We start from the raw sequence: 16,158 nt of genomic DNA on the forward strand, positions 1-16,158 counted from the left end.
CAACACTCAAGGGGAAATCCGTGCCTGAGGGGGATACCGTCTGGCGGGCCGCCCGCGACCTTCACGCGGCCCTCGCCGGAAAGGCGTTGACCCGGTGCGACATTAGGGTGCCGCGCTTTGCCACGGTGGACTTCACCGGTGACACCGTCGAGGAGGTGGTCTCCCGGGGCAAGCACCTGCTGATCCGCGGAGGCGGCGGCGGAGACGCGGAAGGGTGGGACATCCACTCCCACCTGAAGATGGAAGGGCTCTGGCACGTGTACGCCCACGGCTCCAAGTGGCGCCGGCCCGGTTTCAAGGCCCGGTGCGTGCTCGAGACGGCCGACAACGTCGTCGTCGGCTTCGAATTGGGTTTCCTGCGGGTCCTGCCTCGCTCGGGCGAGGAGGAGGCCGTGGGCTACCTCGGGCCGGACCTGCTCGGCGCGGACTGGGACCCCGCCGAGGCGCTGCGGCGGCTCTCCCTTCAGCCGGAACGGCCGCTCGGCCTGGCCCTGCTCGATCAGCGCAACCTGGCGGGCATCGGCAACGTCTACCGCTGCGAGCTGTGTTTCCTGGCCGGGGTCCACCCGCTGACGCCCGTCGGCGAGGTCCGGAACCTGCCCCGCATCGTCGACCTGGCCAAGAAGCTGCTCGAGGCGAACAAGCTGCGAAGCACCCGCGCCACCACCGGCAACCTGCGCGGCAACAACCTGTGGGTGTACGGCCGCTCGAACCGCGGCTGTCTGCGCTGCGGCACCCCGGTGGTCCTCGAACAGCTTGGAGACAACGAACTCGAGCTGCGGGACCTCTACTACTGCCCCCACTGCCAGCCGCCCGGCGGCGGTGGCCGTACCCTTGAAAGGTGATGAAGTCCCCCCTTCCGGTGCGCAACGGAGTCAATGCGACCCGCCTCCGCCTGCCCGACGAAGGGCCGTGGTCCACGGCCCTCGAGTACATCCTTGACCGCTTCGACCATGTGAACCCCGACGGCATCGCCGAGCGGTTCGACCGCGGCGAGGTGGTGGCCCTGGGTGGAACCGTGCTCACCCGGGAGACCCCGCTGACCGACCACACCTTCATCTGGTACTACCGCGAGCTTCCCGTCGAGGAGCGGCTCCCGGTGGAACTCGGCATCCTCCACCAGGACGATGACCTGCTGGTGGTCGACAAACCCCACTTCCTGCCGACGACCCCCGGCGGAATGTACGTCGCGGAGTCGGCGCCGGTGCGCCTGCGGGTGCAGCTGGGCCTGCCCGACCTGATCCCCATGCACCGGCTCGACCGCATGACCGCCGGCATTTTGATGTTCTCGGTGAACCCGGCGACGCGCGGCAAGTACCAGCTACTCTTCGAGAACCGCCAGATCCGCAAGGAGTACGAGGCAATCGCCCCGGTGCGGCCGGAGCTCGGACTGGATGCGGCGCCCCTCACGGTGCGCAGCCGCATCGTGAAGTCCCGCACCTACCTGCTGGCCCAGGAGGTCGAGGGCGCCCCCAACACCGAGACGGCGGTGAGCCTCCTCGAGCAGGCGGCGGGCGCGGGCCGGTACCGGCTGCAGCCGCACACCGGCAAGACCCACCAGCTTCGGCTGCACATGGCCGGGCTGGGGCTGGGCATCCTCAACGACCCCTTCTACCCCGTCCTGAAGCCGCAGGCGGCCGATGACTACTCGAAGCCGCTGCAGCTGCTCGCCAGGAGCATCTCCTTCACCGACCCGCTCAGCGGCGCCGAGGCCTTCTTCGAATCATCGCTGCGGCTCTCGGAGTTCCCCCCGAATTAACCGGGGCTTGGCCCGACGCCTCTGCTTTCCCCACCGGCGGCCTGTAGGTTGGGTGAGTGGAGATCCCCGGCCCCGACCTGGCTATGCCGCTCTACTTCCTGCTCATGTTCACCATTATCGTCGTGGACGTGATCCTGCCCATTGTGCCCTCGGAACTGATGGTGATCGCCGCCGGCACCATGGCCTCGCATGGGAACCTCTTCCTGCCTGCGGCCGTCCTCGTGGCGACCACCGGCAGCTGGGTCGGCGACCTGGCGCTGTTTGTGCTCTTCCGCCGCCGCCTGACGCACTGGCTCGACCGCTTCCGCTGGGGCCGGTCGGTCCACGGCGGGCTCCGCCGCGCAGTTGAGAAGGCCGGCAAGTCGCCGACCTACGCCGGGCTGGTCGCTGTGCGGTTCCTGCCCGGCGGCCGGACCGCCAGCGTCGCGGCGGCCGGCATCGCCGAGGTCGCGCTCCGCCCCTTCATGGTCCTGACCGCCCTGGGCGCGTGCCTGTGGGCCGCGTGGCTCCTGGGCCTTGGCTACCTCACCGGCGCCTCCACCGGACTGCCGCTCTGGGTGAGCGTCGTGCTGGGAACCGCCGTCGGGACCCTTGTGGGGCTCGTGACCGCAGCCGTTCTTGGCCTGCGCCAGCGCCGGAGGGCCAGGGCCGCCGGCGCCGGGGAGACCGGAGGGACGGCCGGCGCGGATTCGCCGTGATCCCGCCTACCCACTTCCGCCCGCCGCCGCGCGGAAGTGGGTAGGCTGAACGCGAGCGCGCCGGACAACCCGCAGCGCAGCACCCGTCGAAAGGGAGGCAGTGAAGCCGACGCATGAGGTGAAGGTCCCGCCTGCGCCCTCGGTTCCTCCGACGGTGTCCGCGGCTGAAGAGGGTCCCAGTGGCCCGGGCGGCGGGGCTCGCCGCCGATTCCGAACCGTGGCCTCCGCCCTTGGAGGGCACCGGGCTCGCGGACGGATCCACGGCATGACCTCCGCCCTTGGAGGGCACCGGGCTCGCGGACGGATCCACGGCATGACCTCCGCCCTTGGAGGGCACCGGGCTCGCGGACGGATCCGGGCCGTGACCTCCGCCCTTGGACCGGGCGGGGGACGCCGACGGGAATCGTCCCGGCCGGCCGCTCCGCGCGGCAGCGGGCGGGGAAGAATGCCCGCCTGGACGGCCGCGCCTCAGAATCGCCTTGCGGCCGCTGCCGCCCACGTCAGAGCCTGGGATCCGGACCTGCTGCGCGCTGTTCTGGTCTCGCTGGCCGCAGTGGCCTGGCTCCTTGCACCGGGCGGACGCGCGTGGGATCCATTCCAGTCCGGGCCGCCGCTGCCGGGACCGACCCTGCTTCTTCCCGCCGCGGGTGCCCTGTGGATCCGGGTCCTCATCGACCTGGCTCTATGCGTCTACGTGCTGTACCAGTGGCTGCCCTCGCAGCGCCGTAAGGAGCGTCAGCGCCGGCTCGGCTGGACTCTCGCCTCGGCATTCGTGCTCCTCATCGCGATCCGGCTGAGCGGTCCGGAGGAGCTGCAGACCCTGGCGGCGGCGATCGTCGTCCTGCTTCTCGGCGTGCTGCTGACTACCCTGGCCACACTGCACCGCTACCCGGCGGAGGGCCGGATCGAAGGCGCTGCAGTCGATGTACCCCTCGGCCTGCTGCTGGGCTGGACCATCATCGAGACAGCGGTGCACGCCGCCGCGCTGGCCGACCGGCAGGGGACGGATCTGTTCGACCTTGGCGCTCAGACCTGGGCCCTGATCGCCGTCGGGGTGGTGACCGTCGGCACGGCGGTCCTGTGCAGTATGGGCAGGGGGCACCTCAGCGTCGCCCTGGCGGTGGTCTGGGGGCTCATCTGGCTCCTCTTCGACCGGCTCTTCGGCGAACCCGCGTCCGCACCGGTTGCCTTCGCGGCCGGCCTCGCCGTCTTCCTGCTGCTGATCACCGCCGGTTCCCGGAGGCACCGGGTGGACCATGAGCGCCGGCGGCGGCTGCGCGCTCTTCAGGACGCCGCCCGGCCTCCCCTCAACCTCGCCGGATAGCACCGGAAGGCCATGGCCCAGTCCGGTGGTTCAGTCCGGTGGTTCAGTCCGGTGCCTCTGTTGCGTCGGGCCGTATCAGCCAGTCGAGGGCGATGTCCCGCGAGGTGAAGAAATGGGTGGGGCACGGCGGGCTGTGAAGGCCGAGGAAGAAGTTGGCAAGGAGCCGGTCGACCGGCGAGGAGCCCAGCAGCGCAATCCGTGAGGCACCGCACGGGATGGAAAAAGTGCTGCGGGCTCCCCTGCTGACCGACCGGGTGGTCTCCATGTCGACGAGCATGGGGTGGGAGGTGTCCGCGCAGAGCAGGTTGACGACGTCCATGGCCGCCCGGGCATCGGCCGAGGCGATGTGGATGCCGCGGTCCCACTTCAGGTGCAGGACGCCGTCCGGCCGGAGTTCAAGCGTGCCCTTCCCGCCTTCGATCGGCAGGGGCGCCGTGGATTCTCCCGACGGGGTTTCCATTCAGGCCTCCTTCCGCGGCTGCAGCACCGCAAAGTATCCGGGGATCGGTGTTGACTCGGCGGTCTCGGAGGGAACGGCGTGGATGACGGCCGGTCCGTCGGCGAGAAGCGTCCATTGGTCTTCGGGGAAGGCGGCCCCGCGTTCGGTGGCGCCGAAGTGGCCGGGGCGCGGCAGCCCGGCGATGGCGCGCTTCAGGCCCGCCGGGATATACCCGGGGGCGGCCCCGAGCCGTTCGACGTACTCAAGGGAGCTTCCCGGAAAGTTGGTTTCGGTGAGGAATACCCGCCCGCCGCGCACGGAGGTGCGGAGATTGGCGGCCATCACCGCCTGTGACCGGGGCGGCAGGACGTGAAGGACCCCGCGGACGAAGACATTGCATGCCCCACGGTGGGGGGAGACTGCGGCGCCCGGTTCGGTGGCATCGACGACGGCGAAGGAGACATTGGTCAGGCCCGCGGCCTCCGCCTCGGCACGGGCGATGGCACTGGGAGACACATCGACGCCAAGCGCCTCGGGAAAGATGCCGGCCAGCCAGCGGGTGAACGACCCGTTGCCGCAGCCGACGTCGATGACCGGCAGCGACGTGTCGAGGTGGGCCCGGAGTGCGTCGGCGTACTGTTCCCGCTCCGCATCGGAGGCGGAATCCCAGAGCACCTGCCCGCCGGCACCCGTGGTCCGGATGTCTTTCCAGTACCCCTCCCACGCCCGGTGGGGATCCCGGGGCGCCCGCGCGGCCAGCCACGCGATCCTCGGCACCAGCCGTGCCCTGTTCAGCAGTCGAACGGCCGCGCTATCTCCTTTTGTCACATGCGTCACTTTGCCACTTCGGCAGGGGTGCGGCCAGCCCGACCCGCCGGTGCCTGCCGGGCGGCGGGGTTAGGCTGGCGGGGTGAACACGCAGGCCCGGGCCCTTCCCGCCCGTTCCGGCGGCGCAGCGGAGCGCGGACCGGAGCTGCCGCCCCTCGCCCGCTTCCCGGTGTTCGCCGCGATGGCCGCCCTCGGCGTCCTTCTCACAGCGTCCAGCGCGGCGTACGGCTACCACCGCGACGAACTGTACTTCCGGATGCTTCCCCCGGCGTGGGGCTACGTGGACCAGCCCCCGCTCACCCCGCTGCTGGTGAGGCTGTTCAGCTTCCTCGTCGCCGATGAGGTGTGGGCCATCCGGATTCCGGCGACGCTCGCCGCCGTCGCCTCGGTCCTCGTGGTCGTGCTGATCACCCGGGAACTCGGCGGCGGCCGGGCCGCCCAGTCGCTGTGCGCGTGGGCCTACGCGTTCGCGACGGCGCCGCTGCTGTTTGGGCATGTTCTGCTTACCTCTTCCCTCGACCTGGTGTTCTGGCCCGCCGTCGTCCTGCTGATGATGCGCGCCGTCCTGCGGGAGCAGCCGGCGTGGTGGCTGGCGGCGGGCGTCGTCGTCGGACTGGCCATGTACAACAAGCTGCTGATCGCCGGGCTGCTGGTGTCCCTGGCCGTGGGCCTGCTCCTTGCCGGCCCGCGGTGGGTGTTCCGCTCGGGCTGGGTCTGGGGTGCGGCGGCGCTGGCGCTCGCCATTGGTTCGCCGAACCTCTTCTACCAGGCGGCGCACGGCTGGCCGCAGCTTGAGATGGGGGCGGCGCTCGCGGAGAACAACGCGGCCGAAACCCGGGTGCTGATGTGGCCCTTCCTGTTCCTGACGCTCGGGCCTCCCCTCGCCGCGGTCTGGGCCGCGGGCGCCGTTGCCCTGCTGCGCCGGCCGCAGTGGCGGACGGTCCGGTTCACCGCCGCCGCCCTGCCGGTCCTGCTGGCCCTGACCTTCCTCGCGGGCGGGCAGATCTACTACCCCTCGGGTCTGCTGACAGTGCTGTTCGCGGCCGGCTGCGTGCCCACCGCTGCCTTCCTGGCCGCCGCCCGGGTCCGGTGGCGGGCGCTTGCCGCGGGAGCCGTCGCCCTCAATGCGGCGGTGGCGGCCGTCATCTCCCTGCCGGTGCTGCCGGTGCCCGCCCTGGCGGCGAGTCCGGTTCCGGACATCAACCAGGTGGCTGCGGACTCGGTGGGCTGGCCGGTGTACGTGGAGCAGGTCGCCGCCGTGTACCGCTCCCTGCCCGGGAAGGACGCCGAGGGTGCCGTCCTCATCGCGAGCAACTACGGCGAAGCCGGGGCACTGGCGAGGTACGGACCCGCGCTGGGGCTGCCTCCTGCCTACAGCGGGCACAACGAACTCCAGTTCCGCGGGAGACCGCCGGACACCGGCGGCGCGGTGATCGTCGTCGGGGGCCAGGCGTCGCTGGCGCGCACCCTCCTTGAGAACTGCCGGAGCGCCGGAGTGCTCGATAACCGCGTCAGCGTCGACAACGAAGAGCAGGGCCAGGAAATTCTCGTCTGTTCCTCCCCTGCATCCGGCTGGCGGGAGCTGTGGCCGGCCTTCGCCCACTACGACTAACGGTGGAACTGCCGGTAGAGGAGGATGGTCGGATGACACCGACAGCGAATCCCTGGCGTTCCTCCGCGGCAGGGGCCGGGGACGTCCGGCTCGTGCGCCTGCCACCGGCCGCCATCCATGCCCTGGCCGACGGCGACCTTGCCGCCGCGCAGCGCCTGACGCCCGAGGTGCTGACGGACCATGTCGTCTCCAGCGGCTGCCGCGCCGTGTGGAGGATGCGCAGCCGTCAGCTCCTCGCGTCCCCGGGCGACGCGGACTGGATCACCCGGCTCATCGTCCATGCCTCCGGGACCACCGTGGGGCGGGCGGGCTTCCACGGACCGCCCGTCGACGGGATGGTCGAGGTTGGATACGAGGTGGATCCCGGGCACCGGCGGCGCGGCCACGCGCGGGCGGCCCTTCGGATCCTCCTCGACATCGCCGACGGCGAACCCGGAGTTCACACGGTCCGCGCCTCGGTCCGGCCGGACAACCTGCCCTCACAGCGCCTGGTCGACGCCTTCGGTTTCCAGGCGGTGGGCCGGCAGTGGGATGAGGACGACGGATGGGAAACGGTGCTTGAACTGGGCCTGGCCTGACCTGGGCGGCAGGGGCCCTATGCCAGCGGGCGGCTGAGCACCACCCGCGGCCACCGGGCCAGACCGGCGGCGGCCTCCTCTGCAACGACCTGTTTCAGGCCGGGCCCCAGCGCGTCGTCCGGCACGTCCCGGAAGCCCAGCCGCCGGTAGTACGGGGCGTTCCAGGGGACCTCACTAAAGGTGGTCAGCGTGAGGTTTCCAAGCCCCTGCCCGCGGCCCCAGTCAGCAGCGGCGTCGAGGAGGCGCCGTCCGATCCCCTGCCGGGCGCAGGAGGGGTGCACGCTGACCTGCTCGACGTGGGCATTGGCGCCGACCCGCTTGACCAGCAGGTAGCCCACCGGGGAGCCGTCAGAGCCGACGGCGGCCCAGGCCCGGCCTTCCGCGGCGAACACGGCGAGCTCGCCCACCGACAGCGGCTCGTCCTCGGCGATCTCCACCATGCCGAGCGCCCGGAACGACTCCCCTGCGGCTCGCTCGATCTCGCGCAGGGCCTCAAGCTCGGAGAGTGCCGCGCTCCGGATCCGCACTCCAGGCGACGCGGCGTCCGGTGTCAGGGGTTCCCCGGCTTGGGGTCGAGTTCCTGGAAGAGGGTGAGCTGAAGCCCTGCCGGAGCGTCGAGCCGGGAGTTGAGCGAACGCCACGGCGTCTCGCGTGGTTCGGCGATCAGTTCGGCTCCGGCCTCGACGAGCCGGTGCGTGGTGCCGGCGGCGTCGTCGACCTCAAAAGCGATCCGGATCCGCGCGCTCGGCCGGCCCTCCGCCTCGACGCTGTCGATCAGTCGCACCTGGGCCGGATTCGACAGTTCGAGGGTGGCACGGCCGGCGTCGAGGATGCTCACGCGGGCGCCGCCGGCACCCTCGTAGGCCTCCTCCTCGGGCATGCCCAGCACGTCCCGGTAAAACGCCAGCGCCGCGTCGTAGTCCTCCGCACGCACCACGACCCGCAGCTGCCGCACCGGACGGGCGGGCTCCTTCTCCGTCATGGCCGCAGTCTAATCCTCTCCGGCGGCTCAGACGATGGCCGAAAGCCCTGTGAGGGCCCGCCCCACAATGAGGGTGTTGATCTCGTAGGAACCCTCATAGGTGTAGATGGCCTCGGCATCGGCGAAGATTTTCGCCATACCGTAGTCGGTCACGATCCCGTTGCCGCCAAGAATGCTCCGCCCAAGGGCGACAGTCTCACGCATGCGGGCCGTCGTGTAGGACTTCGCCAGGGCCGCCTGGGGCATGCCCGGGCCCTCCGGGGTGCCCGCCGATCCCGGGCCGTCCTGCAGCTGGGCGATCCGGGCCATGAGGGCCAGGCTCGCCGTCGTATTGCCGAGCATCGTCACCAGCTGGTCCTGGATCAGCTGGAAACTGCCCAGCGGGCGGCCGAACTGGTAGCGCTCCAGCGCGTACCGGCGGGCGACGTCGTACGCGGCCAGCTGCTGTCCCACCGCCTGCCAGCCCACGAGGATGCGCGAGCCGAGGAGCAGGCGCCGGGTGTCGGAGAAACTGTCGATCCCCTCGAAGCGGTCGGCTTCGGCCACCCGCACATCCTCGAGGACGATATCGGCATTCTGCACGGTGCGCAGGGCGATCTTGTTCTCGATCGGGGTCCGGGTGACGCCGGGCAGGGTGGCATCGAGGATGAAGCCGCGCACCGCCGACGTCTCGGTGTCGCGGGCCCACAGCAGCATGTAGTCGCAGAACGTCCCGTTGCCGATCCACCGCTTGGCTCCGTTGAGGATCCAGGTGTCCCCGTCGCGGGTGGCCGTGGTGGCCATCCCGCCTGCGATATCGGATCCGTGCTGCGGCTCGGTCAGGGCGAACGCCCCGGTGATGCGCAGGTCCATGGCGGCCTGGAGGAGCCGGCGCTTCTGGTCCGGGGACCCGAACTGGTGGAGCGCCTCGACGAAGAGGTCGTGGTGAACCATGAAGAAGGTGGCCAGGGAGGTATCGGCGCGCGTCATCTCCGCGATGACCATTCCGCCGAAGAGGTGGCTGTAGCCCTGCTGCACCGGTGTGCTCAGTTCGAGTGCCGCAAGTTTCGGCAGGATGTCGTGCGGGAATTCGGCCCGGTTCCACCAATCCCCCGCCGACGGTGCCACCTCCTTGGCGAGGAAGTCGCGCACGTCGTCAAGTTTCGCCCGCTCGGAGGCGCTCAGCAGCGACTCGAAGCCGAGGAAGTCAGCGGCCGGAAGGTTACTGGTGTCGAACTGGCTCTCCATTGAGCAGTCCTTTCGGTTGGGCGGCCGGAGGCCGGGAAGGAGTTACCGCGGACCCATGCGGATGGCGCCGTCGAGCCGGATGGTCTCGCCATTGAGCATCTGGTTCGCGACGATCGAGGACACCAGCGCGGCGTACTCGGAGGGCTTGCCCAGCCGGGAGGGGTGGGGCACCTGGCTGCCGAGGGAGTTCTGGGCCTCCTGCGGCAGGCCCGCCATCATCGGGGTCTCGAAGATGCCCGGGGCGATGGTGACGACCCGGATCAGGTGCCGGGCGAGCTCCCGCGCCAGGGGAAGCGTCATGGCGGCGACCCCGCCCTTCGAAGCGGCGTAGGCGGGCTGGCCGATCTGGCCGTCGAAGGCCGCGACGGAGGCCGTATTGATGATCACTCCGCGCTCCGGGGAACCTCCAGCCCCCTCAACGGGTTCGACGGCGGCCATCGCCTCGGCCGCCAGCCGGATGACGTTGAAGGTGCCGGTGAGGTTCACGGCAATCACCCGCTCGAACTGCTCCAGCGGCAGCACCCTCTCACGGCCGAGGACCTTCCCGGGGGTGGCGATGCCCGCGCAGTTCACCAGGACCCGCAGGGGTGCCCGTTCCCCCGCGGCCGCGACCGCTGCGCCGACCTGCGCGGCGTCGGCGACGTCGGCCGGGACAAACTGAGCGCGCGGGCCGAGCCGGCCGGCGGCCTCGGCCCCGGCGGAGGAGGGAAGGTCAAGGAGGACGACGAAGGCGCCCTCGTCGATCAGCCGCTGGGCCGTGGCCAGCCCCAGCCCGGAGGCGCCGCCGGTGACCAGTGCCGCCGAACCCGCTACATCCATGAAAGAGCCCCCTGAAGAAATGTGCATGCTGCCCCATTCAGCGTACTGTGATGCCGCCCACACCGCATCCGAAGGAGGCAGAACTGGGCAGAATGCTCAATCCGGCAGCGGAGCCGGTTGGCTAGGGTGGTCTTATGCTCACCCCGCCGGATTCTCCGGGGCCGGACACGCCTGCGTCGCGGGCACAGGCGGCCGCCGAGAGCGTCGAAACCCTCTTCGCCGCCCGCGCGTTCGGCCTGCCCGGCAACCGCCTGGGCCGGATTGCCTTTCCCCGTCCCGGCGGGCGCGGCCTCGCCTGGCACTACTGGTGGCAGGCACACTATCTCGATGCCCTCCTCGACGGGCACCTGCGCCTGCGCACCCCGAATCCGGCAGGTGCGGACGCCGCCCTGCGGCGCGCGGTGCGGCTGGCCCGGGGCATCCGGCTGCGGAACGGCGCACGGTGGACCAACTCCTACTTCGACGACATGGCCTGGCTCGCGCTCGCCCTGCAGCGGCTCGACGGCTGCCTCATCGACGCCGGCCGGCGCCCCCGCCACCGGCCGGCCCGGGCCGCCCTCGGGGCGGCGCTGCGCTCGGCCGTCACGCCGGAGCTCGGTGGAGGGGTCTACTGGAATACGCGGCGCGACTTCAAGAACACCCCGGCAACAGCCCCGGCCGCCCTGTATTTCGCCCGCGCCGGAGATTCGAAGCAGGCCGCCGGGCTTCTGGCCTGGCTGCGCCTGCGGCTCTGGGACGCGCAGTCGGGGCTTTACCTCGACGGCATCCAGCGCACCGCCGACGGCGAAAAACTGAGGCGGGCGGTCTACACCTACAACCAAGGGCCCGTTCTGGGCGCCCTGACCTCCTTAGGCGGCGGGCACAACCTGCGGCAGGCGGAATCCCTTATCGCCGCGGTGCGGGCCCGGCTCACCACCCCGGAGGGTTCCCTCCGCACGCACGGGTCCGGCGACGGCGGCCTGTTCACCGGCATCCTCACCCGCTACCTCGCGGAGGCGGCGCTCACGCCGGGCCTGGCACCCGATGCCGCGGGGACCGCCCGGAACCTTGTCGAAGCGACGGCGGCCGCCCTGTGGGAGGGCCGCCGCAGCGTTGGATGCGCTTCGATCTTCCCTTCGGCACCCGGGACCGCCGCCGCCCCGCCGGTCGACCTCTCGACTCAGCTCCAGGCCCTTTTGGTCTTTGAAGCCGAGGCACGGATCGAACGGCAGGCCGCATGATCTCGCGGGTTCCGCGGGGCATGGTGGAGGAATAATTACGTCACACGAACGTGACGAAAAAGGTGTGATTTCCGACACCTAAGTGGTGAAATAGGAATAAGTTAGGACATGCTTACCTATGTGTGAGGGTTCACACTCTAGTCCTGCCGGTCCAGCCCAGCCGCTGCCGCCCGCCGTTTTGTTGAAAGGCTCCAATGATTTTCAGTTCCAAGCAGGTTCAGCCCGCCGCGCTCACGGCCGCCCTGCTTCTTGCCCTGACAGCCTGCGGCTCGGGAGCGGCCTCCGAACCCGCCGCCGAAGAGGGTTCGGACTCGGCCGCCGAACTCACCGTGTACAACGCGCAGCACGAGTCGATGACCCAGGCCTGGGTCGATGAATTTACCGAAGAAACCGGGATCGAGGTGACGGTCCGCCAGGGCAGCGACACCGAAATGAGCAACCAGATCCTGCAGGAGGGCGAGAAGTCCCCCGCAGACGTGTTCATTACTGAAAACTCCCCGGCCATGACCCAGGTAGAGAACGCCGGACTGTTCGCCGACATCCCCGCGGCCGTCCAGGAGAACGTTCCCGAGGAGTACCGTCCCACCACCGGCAAGTGGACCGGCGTCGCCGCCCGCTCCACACTGTTCGTCTACAACCCGGACAAGATCTCCGAGGCCGACCTGCCGACGTCGATTATGGACCTCTCCGACCCGAAGTGGGCCGGACGCTGGGGCGCCGCTGCCGGGGGCGCGGACTTCCAGGCGATCGTCTCGGCCATGCTCGAGCTTGAGGGCGAGGAGGCCACCGCCGAGTGGCTCGCCGCCATGAAGGACGGCGCCAAGATCTACCCGAAGAACGGTGCCGCCATGAAGGCAGTGAACGCCGGCGAAGTCGATGCCGCCGTGATCTACCACTACTACTACACCGCCGACCAGGCGGGCACCGGCGAGAACTCAAGCGACCTCGAGCCCTACTACTTCAAGGGCTCCGACGCCGGAGCGTTCGTCTCGATCTCCGGAGCGGGGGTGCTGAAGTCCTCCGACAATCAGGACGCCGCCAACCAGTTCCTTGAGTTCATCACCAGCAAGGAAGGCCAGGAGACCCTGAGCACCGGCAGTGACTTTGAATACCCGGTCAGCGCCGAGGTCACCCCCCGCGAGGGCCTCGTCCCGCTCGCCGAGCTTGAGGCGCCGGTGGTCGATCCGGCCAAGCTCAACGGCGAAAAGGTTGTCGAATTGATGACCGACGCCGGGCTCCTCTAAGGGGCGGGAAGGCACAACCGGGCCACCATGGCCACAGCTGAGCGGATCCGCGAAACGGCGGGCAGGAGCACCGGCTCCCGCCCGCCTTTCGGCGTTTCCGCGACGGCCGTGCTCGTCACCCTGGGAACGCTGATCCCGCTCGGCTTCGTGGTCACAGTCACCGCCACCACCGGCTGGGAGACCGCCGTCGACCTGATCGTGCGGCCCCGGGTGGGTGAGCTGCTGTTCAATACGGTCGCCCTGGTCGTCCTGACGGTTCCGGCCTGCATCGTCCTCGGGGTGGCCGCGGCCTGGCTCGTCGAGCGTACCGACCTCCCAGGGGCGCGGACCGCCTCGCTGCTGCTGGCCGCCCCGCTAGCCGTGCCGGCGTTCGTCAACAGCTACGCCTGGGCCGGCACTCTCCCGTCGCTCTCGGGCATTCCCGGCGGCGTCCTGATCTCGGTGCTGAGCTACTACCCGCTGGTGTACATCCCGGCGGCGGCAATGCTGCGGCGGCTCGATTCCGGCCTTGAGCAGTCGGCGGCCTCCCTCGGAATGGGCCCCTGGCGGGTCTTCTTCCGCGTGGTCCTTCCGCAGCTCCGGCTCGCCGTCGGCGGGGGCGCCCTCCTGGTGGGCCTGCATCTGCTGGCCGAATACGGGGCCTACTCTATGATCCGGTTCGACACCTTCACCACGGCGATCCTCCAGCAGTTCCAGTCGACCTTCAACAGCGCCGCCGCAAACATGCTCGCCAGCGTCCTGGTGGTTCTCTGCCTGCTCCTGCTGCTGGCCGAGTCCACTGCCCGCGGCAACGCCCGCTACGCCCGGATCGGGCCGGGGGTCGCCGCGGCCCCGGCCGCCCGGCCGCTGGCCCGGTGGAAACCCGCGGGGGTCCTGTTCGTGCTGGCGCTCATCGTGCTGGCACTGGGCGTGCCGCTGGTCAACGTGGTCCGCTGGCTCATCGCCGGCGGCACGGCGGTCTGGGAGGTCGACGAGCTCGCCACCGCCCTGTTCCAAACCCTCGGGTACGGCGTCACCGGTGCCGCCGTCACGGTTCTCGCCGCGTTCCCCATCGCGTGGCTCGCCGTGCGCTACGGCGGCCGGTTCGCCCGGTTCCTCGAGAGCAGCAACTACATCACCAGCTCAATGCCGGGGATTGTTGTGGCGCTGGCGTTCGTGACGGTCACCATCAACTTCGCCTACCCGCTCTACCAGGAAACCCCGGTGGTGATCGCGGCCTATGCGCTGCTGTTCCTGCCCCGGGCCCTGGTCAACCTGCGTGCCGGCTTCGCGCAGGCCCCCCGCGAGCTCGAGGAGGCCGCCCAGGCGCTGGGCACGCGCCCGCTGGGCGCCTTCATCAAGGTCACCCTGCGCCTCACCGCCCCGGCGGCCGCCGCGGGGGCAGCGCTGGTCTTCCTCGCCGTCTCCACCGAGCTGACCGCCACCCTGGTGCTGGCACCCTCGGGCGTCACGACCCTCGCCACCCGGTTCTGGGCGCTCAGCTCCGAGATCGACTACGCCGGGGCGGCCCCGTACGCCCTGCTGCTGATCCTGCTGTCCCTGCCCGTGACCTACCTGCTGTACCGGCAGTCCCAGAAGGCGGTTGGCCAGTGAGCGGGGATGGCACGGCATGACCACCTCCCCCCTGCTCCCGGCCGTGAACCACCTCGAACTGCTGGACGTCACCAAGTCCTTCGGCAGCACCGAGGTGCTGCGCGGGCTGACCCTGTCGGTGCAGAAGGGCATCACCACGGCCATTGTTGGACCCTCAGGATCCGGAAAGACGACACTGCTGCGCATCATCGCCGGTTTCGAGTCCCCTGACTCGGGCGTCGTGGAGTTCGAGGGCGGCATCGTCGCGGGCGGGCCCGGGCACCCCGTGCCGGCCCACAAGCGCAACATCGGCTACGTGGCGCAGGACGGCGCCTTGTTCCCCCACCTCTCGGTCGGCGAGAACGTGTCGTTCGGCCTGGACCGCCGCGACTTCCCGCGCCGGGCCGCCCGCGCGCGCGTCGCGGAGCTGCTCGGCATGGTCTCGCTCGAGGCCGGCTACGCGGACCGCCGGCCGGACCAGCTCTCGGGCGGCCAGCAGCAGCGGGTGGCGCTGGCCCGGGCCCTGGCCCGGGAGCCCTCCCTGATGCTCCTCGACGAGCCGTTCTCCGCCCTCGACGCGGGCCTGCGGGTCGCCACCCGCAAGACCGTGGCGAAGACCCTCGCCGAAACCGGCGTGACGACCATCCTCGTGACCCATGACCAGTCCGAAGCACTCTCCTTCGCCGACCAGGTCGCCGTGATGCGCGGAGGTGTCCTGGCGCAGGTGGGAAACCCCTTCGTCGTCTACACCCGTCCGGCCGACCGGGCGACGGCGGAGTTCCTTGGTGACGCCGTCATTCTCGAGGCCCACCTCCAGGGCTCGCTTGCCATGTGCGCGCTCGGTGGCATCCCGGTGCGCCGGCCCACCTGCCAGGGCAGGGTGCAGCTCATGCTGCGTCCCGAACAGATCCGGATTGCCGAGGACGGTAATATCCGCGGCACCGTCGTGGAGACCGATTTCTTCGGCCCCGAGGTGACGGTGAAGATCCGCCTGCACGGCAGCGCAGGGCCCACCGGGGACGGTACGCAGGGCATGAACGGCCAGACGGTGACCATCCGGCACTGGAACGCCGCCATGGCGCGGGTGGGCACCGAACTGCGCCTCCGCGTGGTCGGCGAGGGCGTCGCCTTCCCCGCCTAGGCACGGCGGGGCGGCGCCGAGGCCCTACCGCTTCTGCGGGTACGGTGTTTCCCCGCGCTCGAGCATCCCCACGAAGCGTTCGACCGCCCGCTGCCGCCCCGCCGGGGTGTGTACCTGCCCCAGCCGAAAGATCAGGGCATACCGGTTCTGGGAGGACAGCCCGTCGAAGGCCGCCTGCGCCGGGGGGCTGGCGGCCACCGCGGCGGCGAGGTCGTCGGGCACCACCGCCGTGGCCGGGCCGGCGTACGCGCGGTCCCACCGCCCGTCCGCCCGTGCCGCCTCGACCGCTGCGAGGCCGGCCGGCCGCATCCTCCCCTCGGCGGTGAGCCGCTCGATGGAGGCGCAGTTGCGGATCGACCAGATGCTCTTCGGCGTGCGCGGTGTGAACCGTTGGAGGTAGCTCTCGGAGTCCCTGCCCCGCCGCTGCCCGTCGATCCAGCCGAAGCAGAGCACCTCGTCGAGCGCCTCCGCGTAGGTCAGGGTGGTGAGCGTGCCGCCCTTCTTCGTGAGGATCAGCCACACCCCACGGGAATCCGCGTGCTCCGCCTCAAGCCACTGCGTCCACTCCCGGACGCCGGGGAGGATAAGTTCGGGCAGATCGTCGGCCATGGCGCCACTGTATGCCCGCCCGGTGCCGCGCGCCAGCGCCGGAAACGCCTGCCGGGAGGACCGAAACTGCACCTCCCGAAACGGAAAGCGGGACGGCCCGGGCTTT

Annotated in this window: 17 protein-coding genes; 10 read left to right on the top strand and 7 right to left on the bottom strand. The window is 70.5% G+C overall.

Annotation, left to right across the window (positions count from 1 at the left end; translation table 11 throughout):
- Window positions 1-20: 20 nt before the first annotated feature.
- From GVV77_RS05505 to GVV77_RS05520, 4 genes are all read left to right on the top strand, one after another.
- Window positions 21-845, top strand: coding sequence for a DNA-formamidopyrimidine glycosylase family protein (locus tag GVV77_RS05505; RefSeq protein WP_159617166.1), 825 nt, complete (start codon window positions 21-23; stop codon window positions 843-845).
- The gene (locus GVV77_RS05510) at window positions 845-1,759 is read left to right on the top strand and encodes an RluA family pseudouridine synthase (RefSeq protein WP_159617282.1); all 915 of its coding nucleotides are present in this window, start codon (window positions 845-847) and stop codon (window positions 1,757-1,759) included. Before GVV77_RS05505 ends, GVV77_RS05510 begins: the two co-directional genes overlap by 1 nt.
- 56 nt (window positions 1,760-1,815) lie before the next feature.
- The gene (locus GVV77_RS05515; RefSeq protein ID WP_159617167.1) at window positions 1,816-2,457 is read left to right on the top strand and encodes a DedA family protein; all 642 of its coding nucleotides are present in this window, start codon (window positions 1,816-1,818) and stop codon (window positions 2,455-2,457) included.
- Window positions 2,458-2,902: 445 nt separating this feature from the next.
- Entirely contained in the window at window positions 2,903-3,781 is an 879-nt protein-coding gene (locus GVV77_RS05520) for a hypothetical protein (protein WP_159617168.1), read from the top strand.
- 43 nt (window positions 3,782-3,824) lie between these two features.
- Here the strand turns inward: GVV77_RS05520 and GVV77_RS05525 are convergent, their stop codons facing one another.
- Both GVV77_RS05525 and GVV77_RS05530 read right to left on the bottom strand, forming a co-directional pair.
- The gene (locus tag GVV77_RS05525) at window positions 3,825-4,241 is read right to left on the bottom strand and encodes a DUF7793 family protein (RefSeq protein WP_159617169.1); all 417 of its coding nucleotides are present in this window, start codon (window positions 4,239-4,241) and stop codon (window positions 3,825-3,827) included.
- Window positions 4,242-5,048 (bottom strand): class I SAM-dependent methyltransferase, encoded by an 807-nt coding sequence (locus GVV77_RS05530; protein WP_246199661.1) that lies wholly within the window; start codon window positions 5,046-5,048, stop codon window positions 4,242-4,244. It lies immediately after the preceding gene.
- A gap of 82 nt (window positions 5,049-5,130) precedes the next feature.
- On the opposite strand from GVV77_RS05530, the gene GVV77_RS05535 reads away from it, so the two are divergent.
- Window positions 5,131-6,660, top strand: a complete 1,530-nt coding sequence (locus tag GVV77_RS05535; RefSeq protein WP_159617170.1) for a glycosyltransferase family 39 protein — start codon at window positions 5,131-5,133, stop codon at window positions 6,658-6,660.
- A gap of 32 nt (window positions 6,661-6,692) precedes the next feature.
- Complete coding sequence (locus tag GVV77_RS05540; protein ID WP_159617171.1) at window positions 6,693-7,238, top strand: GNAT family N-acetyltransferase; 546 nt, start codon at window positions 6,693-6,695, stop codon at window positions 7,236-7,238.
- A gap of 17 nt (window positions 7,239-7,255) precedes the next feature.
- On the opposite strand, the gene GVV77_RS05545 is transcribed toward GVV77_RS05540, so the two are convergent.
- From GVV77_RS05545 to GVV77_RS05560, 4 genes are read right to left on the bottom strand one after another with little or no spacing between them, the layout of a single operon-like run.
- Window positions 7,256-7,765 (bottom strand): GNAT family N-acetyltransferase, encoded by a 510-nt coding sequence (locus GVV77_RS05545; RefSeq protein ID WP_159617172.1) that lies wholly within the window; start codon window positions 7,763-7,765, stop codon window positions 7,256-7,258.
- 23 nt (window positions 7,766-7,788) lie between these two features.
- Window positions 7,789-8,220: a VOC family protein gene (locus GVV77_RS05550; protein WP_159617173.1), complete on the bottom strand. Its 432-nt coding sequence runs from the start codon at window positions 8,218-8,220 to the stop codon at window positions 7,789-7,791.
- Window positions 8,221-8,247: 27 nt separating this feature from the next.
- Window positions 8,248-9,447 (bottom strand): acyl-CoA dehydrogenase family protein, encoded by a 1,200-nt coding sequence (locus GVV77_RS05555; protein ID WP_159617174.1) that lies wholly within the window; start codon window positions 9,445-9,447, stop codon window positions 8,248-8,250.
- 42 nt (window positions 9,448-9,489) lie between these two features.
- Window positions 9,490-10,266, bottom strand: coding sequence for an SDR family NAD(P)-dependent oxidoreductase (locus GVV77_RS05560; protein WP_159617175.1), 777 nt, complete (start codon window positions 10,264-10,266; stop codon window positions 9,490-9,492).
- A gap of 134 nt (window positions 10,267-10,400) precedes the next feature.
- On the opposite strand from GVV77_RS05560, the gene GVV77_RS05565 reads away from it, so the two are divergent.
- The 4 genes from GVV77_RS05565 to GVV77_RS05580 all read left to right on the top strand — a co-directional run bounded on the left by GVV77_RS05565 (window position 10,401) and on the right by GVV77_RS05580 (window position 15,443).
- The gene (locus tag GVV77_RS05565; RefSeq protein WP_159617176.1) at window positions 10,401-11,486 is read left to right on the top strand and encodes a glycoside hydrolase family 76 protein; all 1,086 of its coding nucleotides are present in this window, start codon (window positions 10,401-10,403) and stop codon (window positions 11,484-11,486) included.
- 194 nt (window positions 11,487-11,680) lie between these two features.
- The gene (locus tag GVV77_RS05570; protein ID WP_159617177.1) at window positions 11,681-12,730 is read left to right on the top strand and encodes an iron ABC transporter substrate-binding protein; all 1,050 of its coding nucleotides are present in this window, start codon (window positions 11,681-11,683) and stop codon (window positions 12,728-12,730) included.
- Between the two features lie 27 nt (window positions 12,731-12,757).
- The gene (locus tag GVV77_RS05575) at window positions 12,758-14,323 is read left to right on the top strand and encodes an ABC transporter permease (protein ID WP_159617178.1); all 1,566 of its coding nucleotides are present in this window, start codon (window positions 12,758-12,760) and stop codon (window positions 14,321-14,323) included.
- A gap of 16 nt (window positions 14,324-14,339) precedes the next feature.
- Window positions 14,340-15,443 carry an ABC transporter ATP-binding protein gene (locus tag GVV77_RS05580; RefSeq protein ID WP_201291365.1) on the top strand — a complete coding sequence of 368 codons (1,104 nt, stop codon included), beginning with the start codon at window positions 14,340-14,342 and terminating at the stop codon, window positions 15,441-15,443.
- 24 nt (window positions 15,444-15,467) lie between these two features.
- Here the strand turns inward: GVV77_RS05580 and GVV77_RS05585 are convergent, their stop codons facing one another.
- The gene (locus tag GVV77_RS05585; protein WP_159617179.1) at window positions 15,468-16,052 is read right to left on the bottom strand and encodes a YdeI/OmpD-associated family protein; all 585 of its coding nucleotides are present in this window, start codon (window positions 16,050-16,052) and stop codon (window positions 15,468-15,470) included.
- Window positions 16,053-16,158 lie beyond the last annotated feature (106 nt).

The sequence above is a fragment of the Arthrobacter zhaoguopingii genome (assembly GCF_009828605.1).
In the GTDB taxonomy this organism is placed as follows: domain Bacteria; phylum Actinomycetota; class Actinomycetes; order Actinomycetales; family Micrococcaceae; genus Arthrobacter_D; species Arthrobacter_D zhaoguopingii.